Source organism: Streptomyces sp. BK340 (assembly GCF_007827595.1).
Classification (GTDB): Bacteria; Actinomycetota; Actinomycetes; order Streptomycetales; family Streptomycetaceae; genus Streptomyces.
The window spans coordinates 286,469-304,084 of record NZ_VISR01000004.1 but is presented as its reverse complement, the minus strand read 5'-3'; the positions used below and the strand labels follow the sequence as shown (position 1 = coordinate 304,084).

Sequence of the window (17,616 nt, the reverse complement as noted above, 5' to 3'; positions counted from 1 at the left end):
CGATGGGCCGGCGGGCCGCCCTGCGGCCGTACCTGCTGATCGTCCCCGCACTGCTGCTGACCTGCGGGATTCTGTATCCGTTCGGGCTCGGCCTGTACTACACGCTGTTCGACTTCTCGGCGAGCAAGCCGCAGCCCGACCTGGTCGGGCTGCACAACTACGAGACGGTGTTCACGCAGGAAGCCTTCTGGAACTCGGCCTGGGTGACCGTGCTGTACGCGGTCGGCGCGGCCGCCGCGGAGACCGTGCTCGGGGTCGCCGTCGCCCTGCTGCTGCACCGCTCGTCCCTGGTCGGCCGGGTGCTGGAGAAGATCCTGATCCTGCCCCTGATGATCGCCCCGGTGATCGCGGCGATCATCTGGAAACTGATGCTCCAGCCGTCGGTCGGCGTGGTCAACCACCTGTTGAGGCCCTTCGGGCTCGGCGGAGTGCAGTGGACGGACACGCCCGCCGGCGCCCTGTTGTCGTCGATCGCCGTGGACGTCTGGGTCTACACCCCGTTCGTGGCGATTCTGGCGCTGGCCGGTCTGCGGTCGCTGCCCGCCTCCCCGTTCGAGGCGGCGGCCGTGGACGGCGCCGGCCGGTGGTACACCTTCCGGCGGCTGACCCTGCCGATGCTGTGGCCGTACGTGCTGGTCGCGGTGATCTTCCGGTTCATGGACTCGCTGAAGGTCTTCGACATCATCTACGCCCTGACGGAGGGCGGTCCGGGCGACTCCACGCTCGTCCTGCAGATCCGGGCGTATCTGGAGGCGATCCGTTTCCAGCGGTACTCCTTCGGGATCAGCTACACGATCGTGCTGTGGGCCGTGGTGTACCTGGCCGCGATGGTCCTCGTCCGGCATCTGGGGCGCATCCAGCGGAAGGCGGCCGAGGTCGAGTGACGTACAAGAAACGCCTGCTGGGCTGGCTGGCCGATGCCGCCCTGGTCCTCTACTTCCTCTTCGCGCTCTTCCCGGTCGCCTGGATGGTGATCCTGTCCCTCAAGCCCGCCGACCAGCTCTTCAGCACCTACTTCTCGTTCACCCCGACGCTCGACTCGTACCGGACCGTGCTGGGCGGCAGCGAGGGCATCCCCTTCGTGCGGTTCTTCGTCAACAGCCTGGTGGTGTCGGTGGGCGCGGTCGCGCTCTCGCTGGTGGTCGGACTGCCGGCGGCCTACGCCTCGGCGCGCTGGAGGTTCCGGGGCTCGGAGAACCTGATGTTCACGCTGCTGTCGTTCCGGTTCGCGCCCGAACTCACCGTGATCATCCCGCTGTTCGTGCTCTACCAGAAGCTGGGGCTGTTCGACACGTACGTCGGCATGGTGTGGGTGCTGCAGCTGGTCACGCTGCCGCTGGTGGTGTGGATCATGCGGTCGTACTTCGCCGATCTCACCCCGGAGCTGGAGCAGGCGGCGCTGCTCGACGGCTACTCCCGCAAGCAGGCCTTCTTCAAGGTCGCCCTGCCCCTGGTGAAGCCGGGTGTCGCGGCCGTGTCGCTGCTGGCGTTCATCTTCGCCTGGAACAACTTCGTCTTCCCGCTGATCCTCACCTCCAGCTCGGCGCAGACCGTGACCGTGGGCGCGCTGTCCTTCCTGGGCGGCGACCGGCCCAAGTACAACCTCACGGCCGCGGCCGCGCTGGTCTCCGTCGTACCGCCGCTGCTGCTGGCGCTGGCCATCCAGCGGTATCTGGTGCGCGGGCTGTCGTTCGGGGCGGTGAAGTCGTGAGCGTAGCGCTGCGGGACGTCCACAAGTCCTTCGGCCGGACGACCGCCCTCGACGGGCTGGAACTCCGGGTGGAGGAGGGCGAGTTCTTCTGTCTGCTCGGACCGTCCGGAGCCGGCAAGACCACCACGCTGAAGACCGTCGCCGGGCTGGAGCGGCCCGACTCGGGAACCGTCGAGATCGACGGGCGGGACGTGCGGGACGTGGAGCCGTACGACCGGGGTGTGGCCATGTGCTTCGAGAGCTACGCCCTCTATCCGCACCGCTCGGTGTACGACAACCTCGTCTCGCCGCTGCGCTCCCCACGGCACCGGCTGCCCGCCGCCGAGGCCCGGGAGCGGGTCGGGGCGACTGCCGAACTGCTCGGCATCAGCGGCCTGCTGGACCGGTCCGTCGGGCAGTTGTCCAACGGGCAGCGGCAGCGGGTCGCCCTCGGCCGGGTGCTGGTCCGCCCGGCCCGCGCCTTCCTCCTCGACGAGCCCCTCTCCCACCTGGACGCCAAGCTGCGCCAGCAGATGCGGGCCGAGCTGAAGGCGATCGGGTCCGTCCGGCGCACCACCACGCTGTACGTCACCCACGACTCCGTCGAGGCGCTGGCGCTCGGGGACCGGATCGGGGTCATCCGGGACGGACGGATCGTGCAGACCGGCACCCGGGAGGACATCTGGTACCGGCCGCACGACACCGAGGTCGCCCGGGCCTTCGGGCGGCCCCGGATCAATCTGCTGCCGGGGACGGTGACGGAGGCGGGGGCCTTCCGGTCGGCGGACGGCGCGGTCGAACTGCCGCTGCCCGTGCGGGCGCCCGCCGGCAGCGAGGTGCTGGTCGGGGTACGGCCCCGGGACGTCCGGCCGGCCGGGGACGGCCACCGGCTCTCCGGATCGGTCTACGTCACCGAGGTGCTCGGCCGGTCCGTCGAGGTCACCGTGCGGATCGGCGCGCAGCACCTGTCGCTCGTCGCGCCCCGGAGCGAGGCGGCGGGCCTGCGTCCCGACGAACCGGTCCGTCCGGCCGTCCGGCCTGAGAACCTGCTGGTGTTCGAGGCCGACCGGCCAGGGCGTCCGGGACGACGGATCGGGAAGAGCACGTGATGAGCACAGGTGCACAGCAGGGACCCGCGGCCCGGCAGGCCGCCATGGCCGAACTGGTGCTGGCCGAGGGCTCGGCCTCCGCGGCCGAGCTGGCCGAGCGGTTCGGGGTGAGCCTGATGACCATCCACCGGGACCTGGACGAACTCGAACGGCAGGGCATCGTAAGGAAGTTCCGGGGCGGGGTGACCGCGCAGCCGTCCGGGGTGTTCGAGTCGAACGTGCAGTACCGGCTGAAGACCATGCGCCCGCAGAAGGCGGCGCTCGCCGAGCGGGCGCTGAAGTCCATAGAGCCCGGCATGGCGATCCTCCTCGACGACTCCACCTCCACCCTGGAGATGGCCCGCCGGCTGCGGCTGGGCGAGATCACCCCGCTCACGGTCGTCACCAACTTCCTGGAGGCGATCAACCTGCTCGCCGGGCGGCGGGGCATCCATCTGATGGCGCTGGGCGGCGACTACGACGAGCTGCACTCGTCGTTCCTCGGGGTGTCGTGCGTGGAGGCGGTCGAGCAGCTGCGGGTGGACGTGGGCTTCGTGTCGACGTCGGGCGTGCACGGCGGCTACGCCTACCACCAGGAGCAGCACATCGTCTCCGTGAAGCGGGCGATGCTCGACGCGGCCGCGCGCAACGTGCTGCTGGCCGACCACACCAAGCTGGGCCGGGTCGCCCTGCACCGGGTCGCCCCGCTCTCCCGCTTCGACCTGCTGCTGGTGGACGACGGGGCGTCGCCGGACGCGCTGCGCGATCTGGACGAGCACAAGGTGCGCTACGAGGTGTGCGCCACGGATCCGAGGGAGGGCGATGACCGCGCTGGAGTTACGTGAGCTGCGCAAGACCTACCGGTCGCGGGGCCGCCCGGCGGTGGAGGCGGTCCGGGGCCTGGACCTGAGTCTGGAGTCCGGTGAACTGCTCGGGCTGCTGGGGCCGTCGGGCTGCGGCAAGTCCACCACGCTGCGGATGATCGCGGGTCTGGAGGCGGTGTCCGGCGGGGACATCCTGGTCGGGGGCGCCTCGGTGGCCGGCCGTCCGGCACAGGCGCGGAACATCGGGGTCGCCTTCGAGAACTACGCGCTGTACCCGCCGCTGACGGTCGCGGAGAATCTGGCCTTCGGGCTGCGGGCCCGCCCGAGGCGCCTGCGGGGCGACGTGCGGCGCAAGGTCGCCGAGATCGCCGAGCGGGTCGGCCTCACCGACGTCCTCGACGCCCGCCCGGCCGGTCTGTCCAGCGGGCAGAAGCAGCGCGTCTCCCTGGCCCGCGCGCTGATCAGGGAGCCGGACGTCCTGCTCCTGGACGAGCCGCTGTCCCATCTGGACGCGGCCCAGCGCGACACCACCCGCCGGGAGCTCAAGCGCATCCAGCGCGATCTGGGGCACACCACGATCCTGGTCACGCACGACCAGGAGGAGGCCCTGTCCCTCGCCGACCGGATCGCCGTCATGCGGGACGGTGTGATCCAGCAGCTCGGCACGCCCTACGAGATCTACGACAGCCCCGCCTCCGCCTTCGTGGCGGACTTCGTCGGCGAGCCGGCGATCAACCTGCTGCCGGGCGCCGCCACCGCCGACGGCCACGCCCGTCTGTCCGCCGGGGTGCGGATCGCGCTGCCCGTGCCGGTGGCCGAGGGCCGGGCCGTGGTGGTCGGTGTCCGCCCCGAGGACCTGAGCCTCACCGGCGGCGCCGACGGCATCCCCGCCCGGGTCGTGGCCCACGAACCCCTGCTGGAGTCGGGCATCGCCACGCTCGCCCTCGACGGGGTGGAGCGGCACCTGGTGGTGCTCACCGGGCCCGAGGTCCGCCTCGCGCACGGCGAGCGGGTCCGGGTGGCGGCCGGACTCACCCATGTCTTCGACGCCGAGACGGGAGACACCCTGCGATGACCTCCAGTGTGCGTGTGGTGGCCGCCGGCGACCACTTCGTCCTGCCGTCCCTCATCACGGCCGCGCTCGGGAAGGAAGCGGCCTGTGATGTGCGGGAGTTGACCCTCGGCTGGCCGCTGCAGCCCTTCGGCCCCGTCGCCGAGGTGAGCGAGGCCAGCGACGCCGAGGACGAGCTGATCGGCGCCCTCGCCGGCGCGCAGGTCCTGGTCACGCAGATGGGCCCGGTGACCGAACGCGTTCTCGGTGCCTGCCCGGAGCTGCGGCTGGTCGTGGTCTGCCGGGGCGGGCCGGTCAACGTCAACCTGGAGGCGGCCGGGCGGCACGACGTCCGGGTGTGCTTCGCGCCGGGGCGCAACGCCGCCGCCACCGCGGAGTTCACCGTCGGCCTGCTCCTGGCGGCCCTGCGCCGCATCCCCCAGGCCCATGAACTCCTCGCCCGCGAGCGGAGTTGGGCCGGATCGGCGTACTACACCTATGAGCACAGCGGCCTGGAGCTGGAGGACCTGCCGGTCGGACTCGTCGGTTACGGCGCGGTGGGCAGCCGGGTGGCGCGGGTGCTGTGCGCCTTCGGGGCGCGGGTGCTGGTGTACGACCCCTATGTGCGCGGGGAGGTGCACGGGCTGCGGGTGTCCTCGCTGGACGACCTGCTGCGCCGCTCCGCCGTCATCACCCTGCACGCCCGGCTCACCGCCGAGACCCGTGGTCTGATCGGCGCCCGCGAGCTGGCTCTGCTGCCGCCCGGGGCGGTGGTGGTGAACGCGGCCCGGGGACCGCTGCTGGACGAGGACGCGCTGTGCGACGCGCTGGAGGGCGGGCGGCTCGCGGCGGCGGCCCTGGACACCTACGCCCGTGAACCGCTCCCGCCGGACTCCCGGCTGCCCGCTCTCGCCGACCGTGTCGTGCTCACCCCGCACCTGGGCGGGGCCAGCCGGGCGGTCGCGGAGAAGGCGGCCCGGATCGCCGCCGCCGAGGTGGGCCGCTGGGTGCGCGGGGAGCCGCTCGCGCACTGCCTCCGGTAACGGCCCACCAGCGCACGGTGTGCCGACGCGTCGGCCGCGAAGAGAGCCGGAGGGGGCGCGCCGGTGTCGAGAGTGTATGGGGGTCCCCCCTGCTCGAGCGAAGCCGAGAGCTTGGGGGAGCGCGGAGGCCCGAAGGGCTGAGCACGATCGCGCTCTCGACACCGGCTGAGGCGCCCCCGCAGGCGAACGAAGCCAAAAAAAGGGGAGCCGCATGTTCGTCGGGATCGATGTGGGCACGTCCATGGTGAAGGCCGCCGCGTTCGACGGCGGCGGGCGCGAACTGGGTGTCGAGGCACGGCCGGTGGGGCTCGACCTGCGCGGCGGGGCCGTGGAGCAGGACATGGAGGAGGTGTACGGGGCGGTCGTCGCCGTGCTGGGGGCGCTGACCGCACGGGTGCCGGAGCCGGTGGAGCTGGCCGGACTCACCGGGCAGGGCGACGGGGTGTGGCTGGTGGATCCGGCGGGCCGGCCGGTGCGGCCGGCGGCTTCCTGGATGGACGGCCGGGCCCATGAACTGGTCGACCAGTGGCTGGCGGACGGCACCTTCGAGACCGTGTTCCGGCGCACCGGCGGCGCGATGTTCCCGGGCTGTCCGGGCCCGCTGCTGGCGTGGCTGGACCGGTACGAGCCGAAGGTCCTGGAGGCGGCCGCGGCGGCCGTCTACTGCAAGGACATGGTCTTCCAGCGGCTGACCGGCGCGGCACGGGCGGTGACGGACGTGTCGGACGCGTCGATGCCGTTCCTGGACCCGCGCACCCGGTCCTACGACAACCGGGTCGTGGAGCTGCTCGGTCTGACCCACCGCCGGGGCCTGCTCGCGCCGGTCAGCGATCCGGTGGCGACGGGCGCGGCGCGCGGCGCCGGGCTGCCGCCCGGCACCCGGCTGGCGAACGGCCCGTACGACCTGCCGGCCTGTGCTCTCGGCGCGGGCGTCACCGCGCCCGGTGACGGCCTGCTGATCGTCGGCACCTGTCTGGCCGCGCTGGTCGCCACCACCGACCTGGACCTCGACGGCGAACCGGCCGGCCTGTACATCTCCACCGACCGGCCCGGGCACTGGCTGCGCGCGATGCCCGCGATGGTCGGCACGGCGGCCCTGGACTGGGTGCTGAACACGACGGGCGTGCGGCACGAGGAGGTCGACGCCCTGCTGGCCGCCACCCCGCCGGGCGCCCACGGGGTGCGCGTGCTGCCGTACTTCGCACCCTCCGGTGAGCGCGCCCCCTTCGTGGAGCCCCGGCTGCGGGCCGAACTCACCGGTGTCTCCCTGGAGTCGACGCCGGCCGACCTGATCCGGGCCACCTGCGAGGGGATCGGCTACGCGGCCCGGCACTGCCTGGCGGCGGCCGGCCTGACCGGGACGCTGGCGGTGTGCGGCGGCGGTACCCGCAGCCCCGCCTGGATGCGGCTCCTGGCGGACGTGCTGGGCCGCCCGCTGCGGGTGGTCGAGGGCGAGGTGGGCGCGCGGGGCGCGGTGCTGGCGGCGGCCGAGCGGTTCGGCACGGCCCTGGACGCGGCGGCCTGGACCGAGCCGACCCGGGTCGTCGAGCCGGACGCGGACCGGGCCGCGTACTACGCCAAGGGATACGAGGAGCACCTCGGGCGCCTGGCGGAGGCACGGGAACGGGCCCGGCGCTGACCGCCGGGCCCGTTCCGGAAGGACTTACCGGGTTCAGGGCTTACAGGTTGCTGAAGTCCGGGCCCTTGGTGCGGGTCCGCTTGATCTCGTAGAAGCCGGGGACGGAGGCCACGGCGAGGGTGCCGTCCCACAGGCGGGCCGCCTCCTCGCCCTTGGGGGCGGGGGTGACGACCGGACCGAAGAAGGCGATCTGCTCACCGTCGGGGCCCGGGACCGCGATGACCGGGGTGCCGACGTCCTGGCCGACCTTCTCGATGCCCTCCTTGTGGGAGGCGCGCAGCTCGGCGTCGAACTCGAAGTCCTTCTGTTCGGCGTACTCGATCAGCTCGGCGGGCAGGCCGACGTCCGCGAGCGCACCGGCGATGGCCTCCAGGGTGGCGCCCTCGCCGTTGTTGTGGAAGCGGGTGCCGAGCGCGGTGTAGAGCGGGCCGAGGATGTCCGCGCCGTGCTTCTGCCAGGCCGCGGTGACCACGCGCACCGGCTGCCACGCCTTGACGGCGAGCATCTCCCGGTACTCCTCGGGCAGCTCGTCCAGCTTGTTCTCGTTGAGGACGGCGAGGCTCATGATGTGCCAGCGGACCTCGATCTCGCGGACCTTCTCCACCTCCAGCACCCAGCGGGAGGTCATCCAGGCCCACGGGCACAGCGGGTCGAACCAGAAGTCCACGGGGGTCTTGCCGCTCGTGGTCACGGTCTCGGACATGCGTCTCCTCAGCGGAATGGGCTTTTGAAAGGTCAACATTCCCTTCACCATCCTCATTCCCTGGTGTCCCGTGTCAGGAGTGCGTGGCAGGATCGGTCCTGATCCGTCCCATCCAAGCGATCACGAGGGAGTGCCGCCCGTGCCCGGTGAGAATCTGACCCGCGACGAGGCCCGCGAGCGGGCCGCCCTGTTGTCCGTCGACGGGTACGAGGTGGCGCTGGACCTGCGTTCCGCCGTGGGCGACGGGGGCGGCGAGCCGCGCACCTTCCGCTCGGTGACCACGATCAGGTTCCGCTGCAACGAGCCGGGCGCGTCCACGTTCGCCGACCTGGTCGCCCCGAGCGTGACGTCGGTCACGTTGAACGGCAAGGACCTGGACCCGGGCGAGGTCTTCGACGGCACCCGGATCGCGCTGGACGACCTGGCCGCCGAGAACGAGCTGACGGTCGACGCGCAGTGCGCCTACTCCCGCACCGGCGAGGGCATGCACCGCTTCGTGGACCCCGAGGACGGCGAGGTCTACCTCTACACCCAGTACGAGCCGGCCGACGCCCGCCGTGTCTTCACGAACTTCGAGCAGCCGGACCTCAAGGCGCCGTACCGCTTCGAGGTGCAGGCGCCCGAGGGCTGGACCGTGTGGAGCAACGGCGCCGGGGAACTCGCCGACGGCGTCTGGCGGTTCGCGGAGACGAAGCCGATCTCGACGTACATCACGTGCGTGGTGGCGGGTCCGTACCACTATGTGACGGACTCCTACGAGCGGATCCTCGAGGACGGGACGAAGCTGGAGATCCCGCTCGGCGCGATGTGCCGCAAGGGTCTCGCCCCGCACTTCGACGCCGACGACGTCTTCCTGGTCACCAAGCAGGGCCTGGACTTCTTCCACGAGCACTTCGACTACCCGTACCCGTTCGGGAAGTACGACCAGGCGTTCGTGCCCGAGTACAACCTGGGCGCGATGGAGAACCCGGGGATGGTGACCTTCCGCGAGGAGTACATCTTCCGCGGGAAGGTGACGCAGGCGTCCTACGAGGCGCGGGCCAACGTCATCCTGCACGAGATGGCGCACATGTGGTTCGGCGACCTGGTCACCATGGTGTGGTGGGACGACCTGTGGCTGAAGGAGTCCTTCGCGGACTTCATGGGCACGTTCGCGAACGTCGGCGCGACCCGCTTCACCGATGCCTGGATCACCTTCGCCAACCGCCGCAAGGCCTGGGCCTACCGCGCAGACCAGCTGCCCTCCACGCATCCGATCACCGCGGACATCCGCGACCTGCAGGACGCCAAGCTCAACTTCGACGGCATCACCTACGCGAAGGGCGCCTCGGTGCTCAAGCAGCTGGTGGCGTACGTCGGCCAGGACGCGTTCCTGGAGGGCGCCCGCCGCTACTTCAAGCGGAACGCGTACGGCAACACGCGCCTGGGCGACCTGCTGTCGGTGCTGGCGGAGACCAGCGGCCGGGACATGTCCGCGTGGGCCCGCTCCTGGCTGCAGACGGCCGGGGTGAACTCGCTGACCCCGCAGGTGCTGCTGGATGCCGAGGGCCGGGTGGCCGAGCTGGCGGTGGTGCAGGAGGCACCGGAGTCGCACCCCGAGGAGCGCCCGCACCGGGTCGCGGTGGGCCTGTACCGCCGTACGCCCGAGGGCGCCCTGGAGCGGTACGCGCGCGTGGAGACGGACGTCGAGGGTCCGCGCACGGTCGTGGCGGAGCTGGCCGGCGCCGAGGCCCCGGAGCTGGTGCTGGTCAACGACGACGACCTGACCTACTGCAAGATCCGCTTCGACGAGACCTCGCTGGCCACCCTGCGCGAGCACCTGGGCGCGCTCACCGACCCGCTGGCGCGCGCCCTGTGCTGGTCGGCGCTGTGGAACCTGACCCGGGACGCCCTGCTGCCGGCGCGGGACTTCGTGGACCTGGTGCTGCGGTTCGCGGGCCGGGAGTCCGACATCGGTGTGCTGCAGATGCTGCACGCGTGGGCGGACTCGGCGCTGGTGCACTACGCGGCCCCCGAGTGGCGGGCGACCGGTGAGGAGCTGCTCGCCGAGGGCGCGCTGCGCGAGCTGCAGGCGGCCGAGCCCGGCAGTGAGCACCAGCTGGCCTGGGCGCGGTTCTTCGCCACGGTCGCCGCCGGCGAGACGGATCTGGCGCTGCTGAAGGGCCTGCTCGACGGCACGGAGACGGTCGAGGGGCTGGAGGTGGACCAGGAGCTGCGCTGGGCGTTCCTGGAGCCGCTGGCGGCCCACGGGGTGGCCGACGAGTCCGTCCTCGCGGCCGAACTGGCCCGTGACGACACGGCGTCCGGCAAGCGCCACCAGGTCCGCTGCCTGGCCGCGCGCCCGTCGGCGGCGGTCAAGGCGCAGGCCTGGGCGCAGGTCGTGGAGTCCGACGCCCTGTCGAACGCGCTGGTGGAGGCGACGATCGCGGGCTTCGACCGGCCCTCGCAGCGGGAGCTGACGGCGCCGTACGCCGAGAAGTACTTCGCGGCGATCGAGCGGGTGTGGCAGGAGCGGTCGATCCAGATCGGCATGGACGTCGTACGGGGCCTGTTCCCCGGCTTCCAGGACCGGCAGGAGACGCTGGACGCGACGGACGCGTGGCTCGCGGGCCACGCGGACGCGGCGCCCGCGCTGCGCCGGCTGGTACTGGAGGCGCGGGACGACCTGGCGCGCTCGCTGCGCGCACAGGCGTGCGACACGGCGGCCGCCGGAGCGTGATCCTTGGCCTGAGCTTTCCCGGTCGGTGACCGTTACGGAATTCAGGCAATAGCAGCCGTAACCCCTGGTCCGCACCCGATTGGACCAGGGGTTTTCCGTGCCTACTCGGCACCCGAACATGCGTCCTTTAGTGCCGTCTTGTCCGCATTTATCGACGACCGTGTAACAGCGGTTAAAGAGGGGACGGGGCGCGGGAATCCCGACGCCATGACGCACAACACCCCACTTCCCCCCCGCCCCCTCCGTCACCTCTCCGAGGCCCACCGCCGCGTTCTGACGGTAGGTCAGCTCCGGTCCCACGGCATCTCCACGGCCGAGCTGACCGAACAGTGCCGCCCCGGCAGCCCCTGGCAGCAGCTGCTGCCCGGCGTGGTCCTGCTCCACCCCGGCCCGCCGACGAGCGAGGAGCGGCTGCACGGCGCCCTGCTGTACGCCGCGCGGGAGCCGGCCCCGGGTGTCCCGGCCCAGCCCACGGCCGACGAGCCGCACCGCCCGGTGTACGCGGACGCCGTCATCACGGGCCTCGCGGCCCTCACCCTGCACGGGTTCTCCTCCACCCCGCCGCTCCTCTCCCTGGACCGGGTCGACGTCCTGATCCCCCGCCTGCGCCGGCTGCGCTCCAGCGGGTACGTCCACGTCCTGCGCACGCCCTCCCTGCCCACCCCCTGCGCGGTGACGGGCCTGCCGGTGGCGCCGGTGCCGCGCGCGCTGGCGGACGCGGTGGCGGAGCTGACGGACGCGGTCGCGGTACGCCGGCTGCTGACCGAGGCGGTACGCGCCGGCCACTGCGAACCGGCCGCAGTCGTAAGGGAGTTGACCCAGGCGAAGCTGCTGAACCGCCCGCACGTGGTGGACGCGGTGGACTCGCTGGTGGCCGAGGGCCGGGCGATCGCCGAGGACCGCCTCTACCGGATGGTCGCCGAGTGCGGCCTGCCCGACCCGGTCTGGAACGTGGACCTGCGCCTGCCCGGCGGCCCCCACCTCGGCGGCGTGGACGCGTACTGGCCCGAGCAGGCGGTCGCGGTCGAACTGGACACCCGGGCACCGGGCCAAGGCCATCGGCAGGACGACGACGCCCTCTGGTCGGAATACGCGCGCAAGCGCGAGCACTTGGAACGCCTGGGGATCACGGTCGTCTACATCACCCCCAGGAAGCTCCGGCAGTCCCTGGAGCAACAGGCGACGGTGGTCCGCACGGCCCTGATGGCCTCCGGCGACCGCGACCCGGCCGCCTACGTCGTGGTGCTCCCCCGGTAGTGACGGACCGGGCGCGCACCAGGAGGGGAGAGGAGGGGCCACCGGGACGACGCCGGTGGCCCCTCCTCATGTCCAACTACCGTCGTGAACAAGCGCGTTACCGTGACAGGATGAGCGATGAAGCCGTCGTACTGCGTCCCGCTCGCGAGGACGACCTGACCGTGCTGGAACGGTTCCTGCTGGAGCCGGAGACCGCCGGACCGTTCCAGTGGTACGGCTGGTCGGACCCCGGGCGCTTCCGGCGCCGCTTCGCCGAGAACGGGCTGCTCGGCGAGGACGGCGGCCTGCTGATGGTGGCGGCCGCCGCCGACCCGCTCGGGTTCGTCGCCTGGCGCAAGCGCGTCGTCTCGCCCTCCACCCACTGCTGGAACATCGGCGCCCAGCTGCTGCCCGAGGCCTGTGGGCGCGGGATCGGCACCCGGGCCCAGCTACAGCTCGTCCGCCATCTCTTCGCCCACACCCCCGTGATGCGGATCGAGGCGGACACCGAGGCCGAGAACCTCGCCGAGCAGCGGGCCCTGGAGAAGGCCGGCTTCACTCGCGAGGGCGTACTACGCGGCATCGTCTTCCGGGACGGCCGGTGGCGGGACGGCGTCGCCTACAGCGTGCTGCGCGGCGATCAGCTGCCCGCCCACGTGTGAGGCGTACACCTCGTCGAGCAGCGCGGCGTACGCGGCGATCATGCGGGTGCGGCTGAAGCGCTCCCGGCTGCGCTCCAGGGCGGGAGCCAGCTCGGCGCGGCCCGCGATCGCGGCCGACCACGCCAGGGCGATCGCGCCGGGGTCGGGCGGGGTGACGAAGCCGTGGCCGGTGACGATCGCCGCACTGTCGCCGACGTCCGTCGTCACCGGGACCGCGCCGCACATCATGCCCTCGATCAGGCACAGCGGCGCCGCCTCCCCGGAGACGGAGGTCAGGGCGACGACGTCGGAGCCGGCGTAGACGGCCTCCATGTCGTGCCGCACACCGAGCAGGTGCACCCGGCCGGCCAGGCCCGGCTCCCCGGCGAAGGCGGCCTCCAGATCCGCCCGCAGGGCGGGGTTGGCGTCCGTCATCCCGGCCCCGCACATCACCACGTGACCGCCGCCCTCGCGGGCCAGCCAGGTCCGGGCGGCCCGGAGGAAGAGCGGGACGTTCTTCATGTGCGCATACCGGGCCGCGAAGACCACCACCGGGGCGGCGGCCGGGATGCCCAGGGACCTGCGGAACTCCAGCCGGGCCGCCGCGTCCGGGCGGAACCGGAGCAGGTCGACGCCGTTGGGGATCACGTGCAGCAGCTCGGCCGGGATGCCGGCGGCCTCGTAGGCGGCCCGCGTCGACTCGGCGCAGCACACGCACGCAGCCACCGTGCCGTCGGCTATCGCCGCCTTCAGCTCGTCCAGGGCGGGGCCCTGGTTCTCGGGGTCGGAGCGGTGCAGACAGACCACGACCGGGCGGCGGGGCAGCCCGGCCTGGTTCAGGAGGGCGAGCGGCTGCTCCTTGAGGGAGAGGATCACGTCCGCCCCGGCCATGGCTCGGGCGGTTTCGGCCAGCTCCGGTCCGCTGAAAACAGACGCCGCGACCGAGCCGTCCACCAGGCCCGCGGTGCGGCCGAGCGATGTGACGCCGACCTCGCCGGCCGTCAACGCGCGGTAGCAGTGGTCGTCCTCCATGCGCTGCCTGGTGGCCTCGCGGTGGACCTCACCATGGATGCTGAGTACCTGGTGGGACTGGCCGCCCTCGGCCAGTCCCAGTACGACTTCACTGTGCACGATCCTGGCCCCTCCGGAGAAGAAGCCCTCGTAGACCGACAGCACACGCAGTCCGTGCCTCGTACGCACACGACCACCCGCCTTGCATAAATGATCGAGAAGATCGAGCCAACCCCGTCCACAGCGGGTTAGCCAAAATGAGGCGGTACGGACATTACGTGCGGGTTAACACAGAACTACGCGAATGAAACGTTGACTAACAGAACTCCCCCTCCACCACGGCGATCATGTCCCCGGTCCAGTCCCCGTTGAAATTGACCGCCAGGGAGTGACGGCCGTCGGCGGTCGTCACCGCCGCGGAGACGGAGCCGTGGATGCCGCCGTCGTGGCCCCAGACGTGAACGCCACAGCTCAGCGGAATGTCCGCCAGGCCGAGGCCGTACCCGGTGCCCTTCACCGTGGTCTTCATCTCCTGCAGCTGCCGGGGCGGGAGCAGCTTGCCCCGCAGGAGGGCGCTGTAGAAGCGGTCCAGGTCGGCGGAGTCCGAGATCATCTCGCCGGCCGAGGAGCCGATCGCGGGGTTGAGCTTCGTGACGTCGTACGACGGGCCCGTCGTCTCCGTGAACTTCGAGTAGGCGCGGCTGCTGGGCCGCGGGACGGTGACCCGCGTGCCGGGCAGGGAGGTGGCCGTCAGGTGCAGCGGGGCGATGATGCGGCGGGTGATCTCGTCGGCGTACGAGTGGCCCGTCACCTTCTCGATCACCATGCCGGCCAGGACGTAGTTCGTGTTGGAGTACTGCCAGGACGTGCCCGGCGCGAAGTCCGGCTCGTGCCGCATCGCGATCGCGACCAGGTCACTCGCAGTGATCGGGTCGTAGCGGTGTGCGTAGAAGCCGTCCTTGGTGAAGTAGGTGCGGCCGAAGTCCTCGTCGGAGGTGTAGTTGTAGATGCCGCTGGTGTGGTTGAGGAGCTCGCGGACGGTGATGCGGCTCCCGTCGTGGCCGTGGCCGTGCACCACCCCGGGCAGCCACTTCTCCACCGTGTCGTCGAGCGACAGCCGGCCCTCCGCCTCCAGCTGGAGCAGGACGGTGGAGACGAACGTCTTGGTGATGCTGCCGACGCGGTAGTGGTCGGCCGCCGAGCGCGGCCCGCCCGTGCGGGTGTCGCCGACGCCGGCCGTCGTGGACCAGGTGCCGTGGGTGTCCTTCGCGGTGGCGGTCACGCCGGGCACGCCGGCCCGGACGGCCGCCTCGACGGCCTTGCGTGTGGCCAGGTGGCCGCCCGTGGCGGAGCCGGCCGCGAAGGCCGGGCCCACCAGGGCCGCCGACAGGAGCAGGGCGGTGGCGCCCACCAGGGTCGTACGTGCGCGCATGTCTTCCCCCAACTGTGCCGTTCGGTTCGGTCGGGGAAAGGGACCTGGTGGTGGTGTGCGAAGGTTGCCTGCCTGTAGGCCGGTTGAGTGAATATCAGCCCTTCTTGAGCACCAGTTCGGTGTTCCGGTCGGCCGCGGCGCCCGCGAGGGTCGTCCTGGCGCCGGGGGCGTTGTAGGCCAGCTCGCGGTAGAGGGCGGCGAGGCCGGTCTGGGACAGGTCCGCGAAGTCGGTCCGGTGCGGGGCCGCGGACTCGATCAGGGTGGTGAACAGGGAGACCGTGCCGTCCTTGTTGTCCACCAGCTCGATGATCCGGGCGAGGTGCGGGTAGTCGACGTGCGAGGCGGTGGAGATCTCCCAGAAGGAACGGCCGCCGGACGCCTGGTGCGGAGTGATGACGTTCTTGTGGATGTGGCCGTTCACCCAGGCCAGCACGTTGGCGTGGGCGGACAGCACCGAGACCACCTCGGCGCCGTTGTGGCGGCGCTCCCCCGGGTGGGCCGGGTCGGGGCGGGTGTTGGTCATCGTCTTGCTGGTGTGGTGGCTGAAGACGACGGCGTAGGAGTCCTTGTTGTCCTTGAGCGTCTTCTCCAGCCACTTCAGCTGGGCGGTGCCGACGGAGCCCTCGTAGTGGCCGCCGGCGTCGGTGGTGTCGAGGCTGATGCCGATGACGTCCTCGGAGATGCGGAAGGCGTAGTACTGGGTGCCCGCGTCCAGGTTCGCCGAGGAGTAGCCGTGGCCGACCGGGCCGAGACCCTGGTGGGCGGGGTCCAGGTGGGCCTTCAGATAGTCCGCGGAGGTGTACGGCGCCCGCTTCTCGTCCGGGGTGACCGAGTGCATCGAGCGGGCGTGCGCCTTGAGGAAGTCGCGGTAGCCGACGCCCTTGGGGTCGGTGGCCTTCTTGATGGCGTCCTGGATCTTCTTGGCCTCGGCCGCGGTGACGTTCATCAGCTTCTTGCCGCCGATGGCCGCCTCGGCGAGGTAGGGGTCGCCGTGGGAGCCGTAGCAGCCGAGCGGGAGGGCGTCGTGGTTGCCGACGGTGGAGTACCAGGGCAGGTTGAGGCCGGGGCTGCGCACCTCGCGGATGGCGGCGGCCAGGAACCCCTTCAGGTACGGGAAGCCGAGCGCCTTGTCGCCGTCGCGGGTGGTGGAGTCGGGCTGCCAGTACAGCTTGAGGCCGCTGTTCTGCACGCCCTCGAAGTGCCGCGGGTCACCGGTGTTGGGCGTGATGCGGCCGCCGCTCATCACCTTCATGAACCACTCCAGTTCGGAGTGGGCGTTGTTGTCGGTGTTGTCGCCGGTGGTCATGACGAAGTGGAGCGGCGAGCCGGTGACGGGGGCGCCGCGCAGCGCGTTGACCCGCTCGACGAGCGAGATGGCGCCCTGCACGGTCAGCGCCTCCTGCGGGCGCCAGGCGTGCGGGTCGGTGGAGCGCAGGTACTCCAGACGCAGCGGGTGCTGGACGTCCTGCAGGTGCAGGTCGGTGAACTGCACGAACGCGGCGAGGGGCGTACGGCGGGACGCGCGGCCGGACTTGGGGGCCGCCAGCTCGCTGCGGACGACCCGCTTCCAGCCCGCGCCGTCGCCGAGGCGCCGGTAGCCGGAGCTGTTGCGGGGTGCGGCGACGGAGGAGAGGGTCGTGCCCTTGGTGTAGGGCGCGAGCGCGGTCGCCGCGGCGGCCTGCCGGGAGTGGGCGACGGGCGCCTCGGCGGTTCTGGCGGCTGCCTGGCTGTCGGTGGGGCGCAGGGCGTAGCCGACGCCCGCGGAGAGTGAGACCGCTCCGGCGGCGGCGAGGACGGTACGGCGGTGGACCCCCATGGCGGAGGTGGCGACAGAGCGTATGCGCGACATGGCGCGATCTCCCCGAGTGCGAACGCGTCGGCAGTGGTCGCGGGCGATCGCTCTCGCGAACATCCCGCTCGCTCTGGATGCTTGGCACCGGGGATGACCTGTGCGTGAACACGACAGCAACGCGCAGCGCCGATCACCGTACGTGGATCTCGGGGTAGAGGTGCGGTCACGGAGTCGATTGCGAGCGTCCGGAGGACGGTTACTCCTCGTTCATCTCCCGGGGTAGGGGACGGGCCCCGGGGTCCAGGTGTCCGGCCGCCGGCCGCTCCCGCCACAGCCGCAGCGCGACGTCGACCAGGCGCACCCGGTTCAGGCCCGGCAGGGTGTCCAGGTCCTGCCAGGCGGCGAAGTCGGTGGAGCCGCCGACCTCGTGGCGCAGGTCACCGCCGGCGATCTCGCCCTCGTAGAGGATCCGCACGCCCTGGTGGTCGGCGAGGCGGCGCAGGCGTCCGCCGCGGAAGACACGTCTGCTGGAGTCCACGCCGAGCAGACCGGTCACCCGGATGCGGTAGCCGGTCTCCTCGGTCACCTCACGGCGGACGGTGTCGTACGGGTCCTCGCCGTGCTCCATGCCGCCGCCCGGCAGCACCCACTCGGGGGTCCCGTCGAGGCCCGGCGAGCGGGCGAGCAGGATCTGTCCGTCGCGGACGCACACGGCGTAGGCCGCCACCCTCAGCTTCCGTCGCATGG

Annotated in this window: 15 protein-coding genes; 10 read left to right on the top strand and 5 right to left on the bottom strand. The window is 71.8% G+C overall.

Annotated features, from left to right (window positions below; all coding sequences use genetic code 11):
• Positions 1-2: 2 nt before the first annotated feature.
• From FB157_RS10780 to FB157_RS10745, 7 genes are all read left to right on the top strand, one after another.
• Positions 3-884: a carbohydrate ABC transporter permease gene (locus FB157_RS10780; protein ID WP_145878340.1), complete on the top strand. Its 882-nt coding sequence runs from the start codon at positions 3-5 to the stop codon at positions 882-884.
• The gene (locus tag FB157_RS10775; protein ID WP_145878338.1) at positions 881-1,711 is read left to right on the top strand and encodes a carbohydrate ABC transporter permease; all 831 of its coding nucleotides are present in this window, start codon (positions 881-883) and stop codon (positions 1,709-1,711) included. Before FB157_RS10780 ends, FB157_RS10775 begins: the two co-directional genes overlap by 4 nt.
• Entirely contained in the window at positions 1,708-2,799 is a 1,092-nt protein-coding gene (locus FB157_RS10770; protein WP_145878336.1) for an ABC transporter ATP-binding protein, read from the top strand. Before FB157_RS10775 ends, FB157_RS10770 begins: the two co-directional genes overlap by 4 nt.
• Positions 2,799-3,623 (top strand): DeoR/GlpR family DNA-binding transcription regulator, encoded by an 825-nt coding sequence (locus FB157_RS10765; protein ID WP_261386250.1) that lies wholly within the window; start codon positions 2,799-2,801, stop codon positions 3,621-3,623. The genes FB157_RS10770 and FB157_RS10765 overlap by 1 nt, the downstream gene beginning before the upstream one ends.
• The gene (locus tag FB157_RS10760) at positions 3,601-4,677 is read left to right on the top strand and encodes an ABC transporter ATP-binding protein (protein WP_145878334.1); all 1,077 of its coding nucleotides are present in this window, start codon (positions 3,601-3,603) and stop codon (positions 4,675-4,677) included. Before FB157_RS10765 ends, FB157_RS10760 begins: the two co-directional genes overlap by 23 nt.
• On the top strand, positions 4,674-5,696 hold the full coding sequence (locus FB157_RS10755; RefSeq protein WP_145878332.1) for a 2-hydroxyacid dehydrogenase: 1,023 nt from the start codon (positions 4,674-4,676) through the stop codon (positions 5,694-5,696). The genes FB157_RS10760 and FB157_RS10755 overlap by 4 nt, the downstream gene beginning before the upstream one ends.
• Before the next feature lie 211 nt (positions 5,697-5,907).
• Positions 5,908-7,335, top strand: a complete 1,428-nt coding sequence (locus FB157_RS10745) for an FGGY-family carbohydrate kinase (RefSeq protein ID WP_145878328.1) — start codon at positions 5,908-5,910, stop codon at positions 7,333-7,335.
• A 40-nt stretch (positions 7,336-7,375) separates the two neighbouring features.
• On the opposite strand, the gene FB157_RS10740 is transcribed toward FB157_RS10745, so the two are convergent.
• The gene (locus tag FB157_RS10740; RefSeq protein ID WP_145878326.1) at positions 7,376-8,038 is read right to left on the bottom strand and encodes a DsbA family protein; all 663 of its coding nucleotides are present in this window, start codon (positions 8,036-8,038) and stop codon (positions 7,376-7,378) included.
• Between the two features lie 139 nt (positions 8,039-8,177).
• On the opposite strand from FB157_RS10740, the gene pepN reads away from it, so the two are divergent.
• The 3 genes from pepN (at position 8,178) to FB157_RS10725 (ending at position 12,655) form a co-directional block, all read left to right on the top strand.
• Entirely contained in the window at positions 8,178-10,757 is a 2,580-nt protein-coding gene (gene pepN, locus FB157_RS10735) for an aminopeptidase N (RefSeq protein ID WP_145878324.1), read from the top strand.
• A gap of 207 nt (positions 10,758-10,964) precedes the next feature.
• Positions 10,965-12,014, top strand: a complete 1,050-nt coding sequence (locus FB157_RS10730) for a hypothetical protein (RefSeq protein ID WP_145878323.1) — start codon at positions 10,965-10,967, stop codon at positions 12,012-12,014.
• A gap of 110 nt (positions 12,015-12,124) precedes the next feature.
• Positions 12,125-12,655, top strand: coding sequence for a GNAT family N-acetyltransferase (locus tag FB157_RS10725; protein WP_145878321.1), 531 nt, complete (start codon positions 12,125-12,127; stop codon positions 12,653-12,655).
• Here FB157_RS10725 and FB157_RS10720 read toward each other — a convergent pair.
• The 4 genes from FB157_RS10720 to FB157_RS10705 all read right to left on the bottom strand — a co-directional run bounded on the left by FB157_RS10720 (position 12,566) and on the right by FB157_RS10705 (position 17,614).
• The gene (locus tag FB157_RS10720) at positions 12,566-13,810 is read right to left on the bottom strand and encodes a glycosyltransferase (RefSeq protein WP_145878686.1); all 1,245 of its coding nucleotides are present in this window, start codon (positions 13,808-13,810) and stop codon (positions 12,566-12,568) included. The genes FB157_RS10725 and FB157_RS10720 overlap by 90 nt on opposite strands.
• A gap of 151 nt (positions 13,811-13,961) precedes the next feature.
• Positions 13,962-15,077, bottom strand: coding sequence for a serine hydrolase (locus tag FB157_RS10715; RefSeq protein WP_186581445.1), 1,116 nt, complete (start codon positions 15,075-15,077; stop codon positions 13,962-13,964).
• A 94-nt stretch (positions 15,078-15,171) separates the two neighbouring features.
• The gene (locus FB157_RS10710; RefSeq protein WP_145878320.1) at positions 15,172-16,926 is read right to left on the bottom strand and encodes a TIGR03767 family metallophosphoesterase; all 1,755 of its coding nucleotides are present in this window, start codon (positions 16,924-16,926) and stop codon (positions 15,172-15,174) included.
• Between the two features lie 199 nt (positions 16,927-17,125).
• Positions 17,126-17,614 carry an NUDIX hydrolase gene (locus FB157_RS10705; protein ID WP_186581444.1) on the bottom strand — a complete coding sequence of 163 codons (489 nt, stop codon included), beginning with the start codon at positions 17,612-17,614 and terminating at the stop codon, positions 17,126-17,128.
• Positions 17,615-17,616 lie beyond the last annotated feature (2 nt).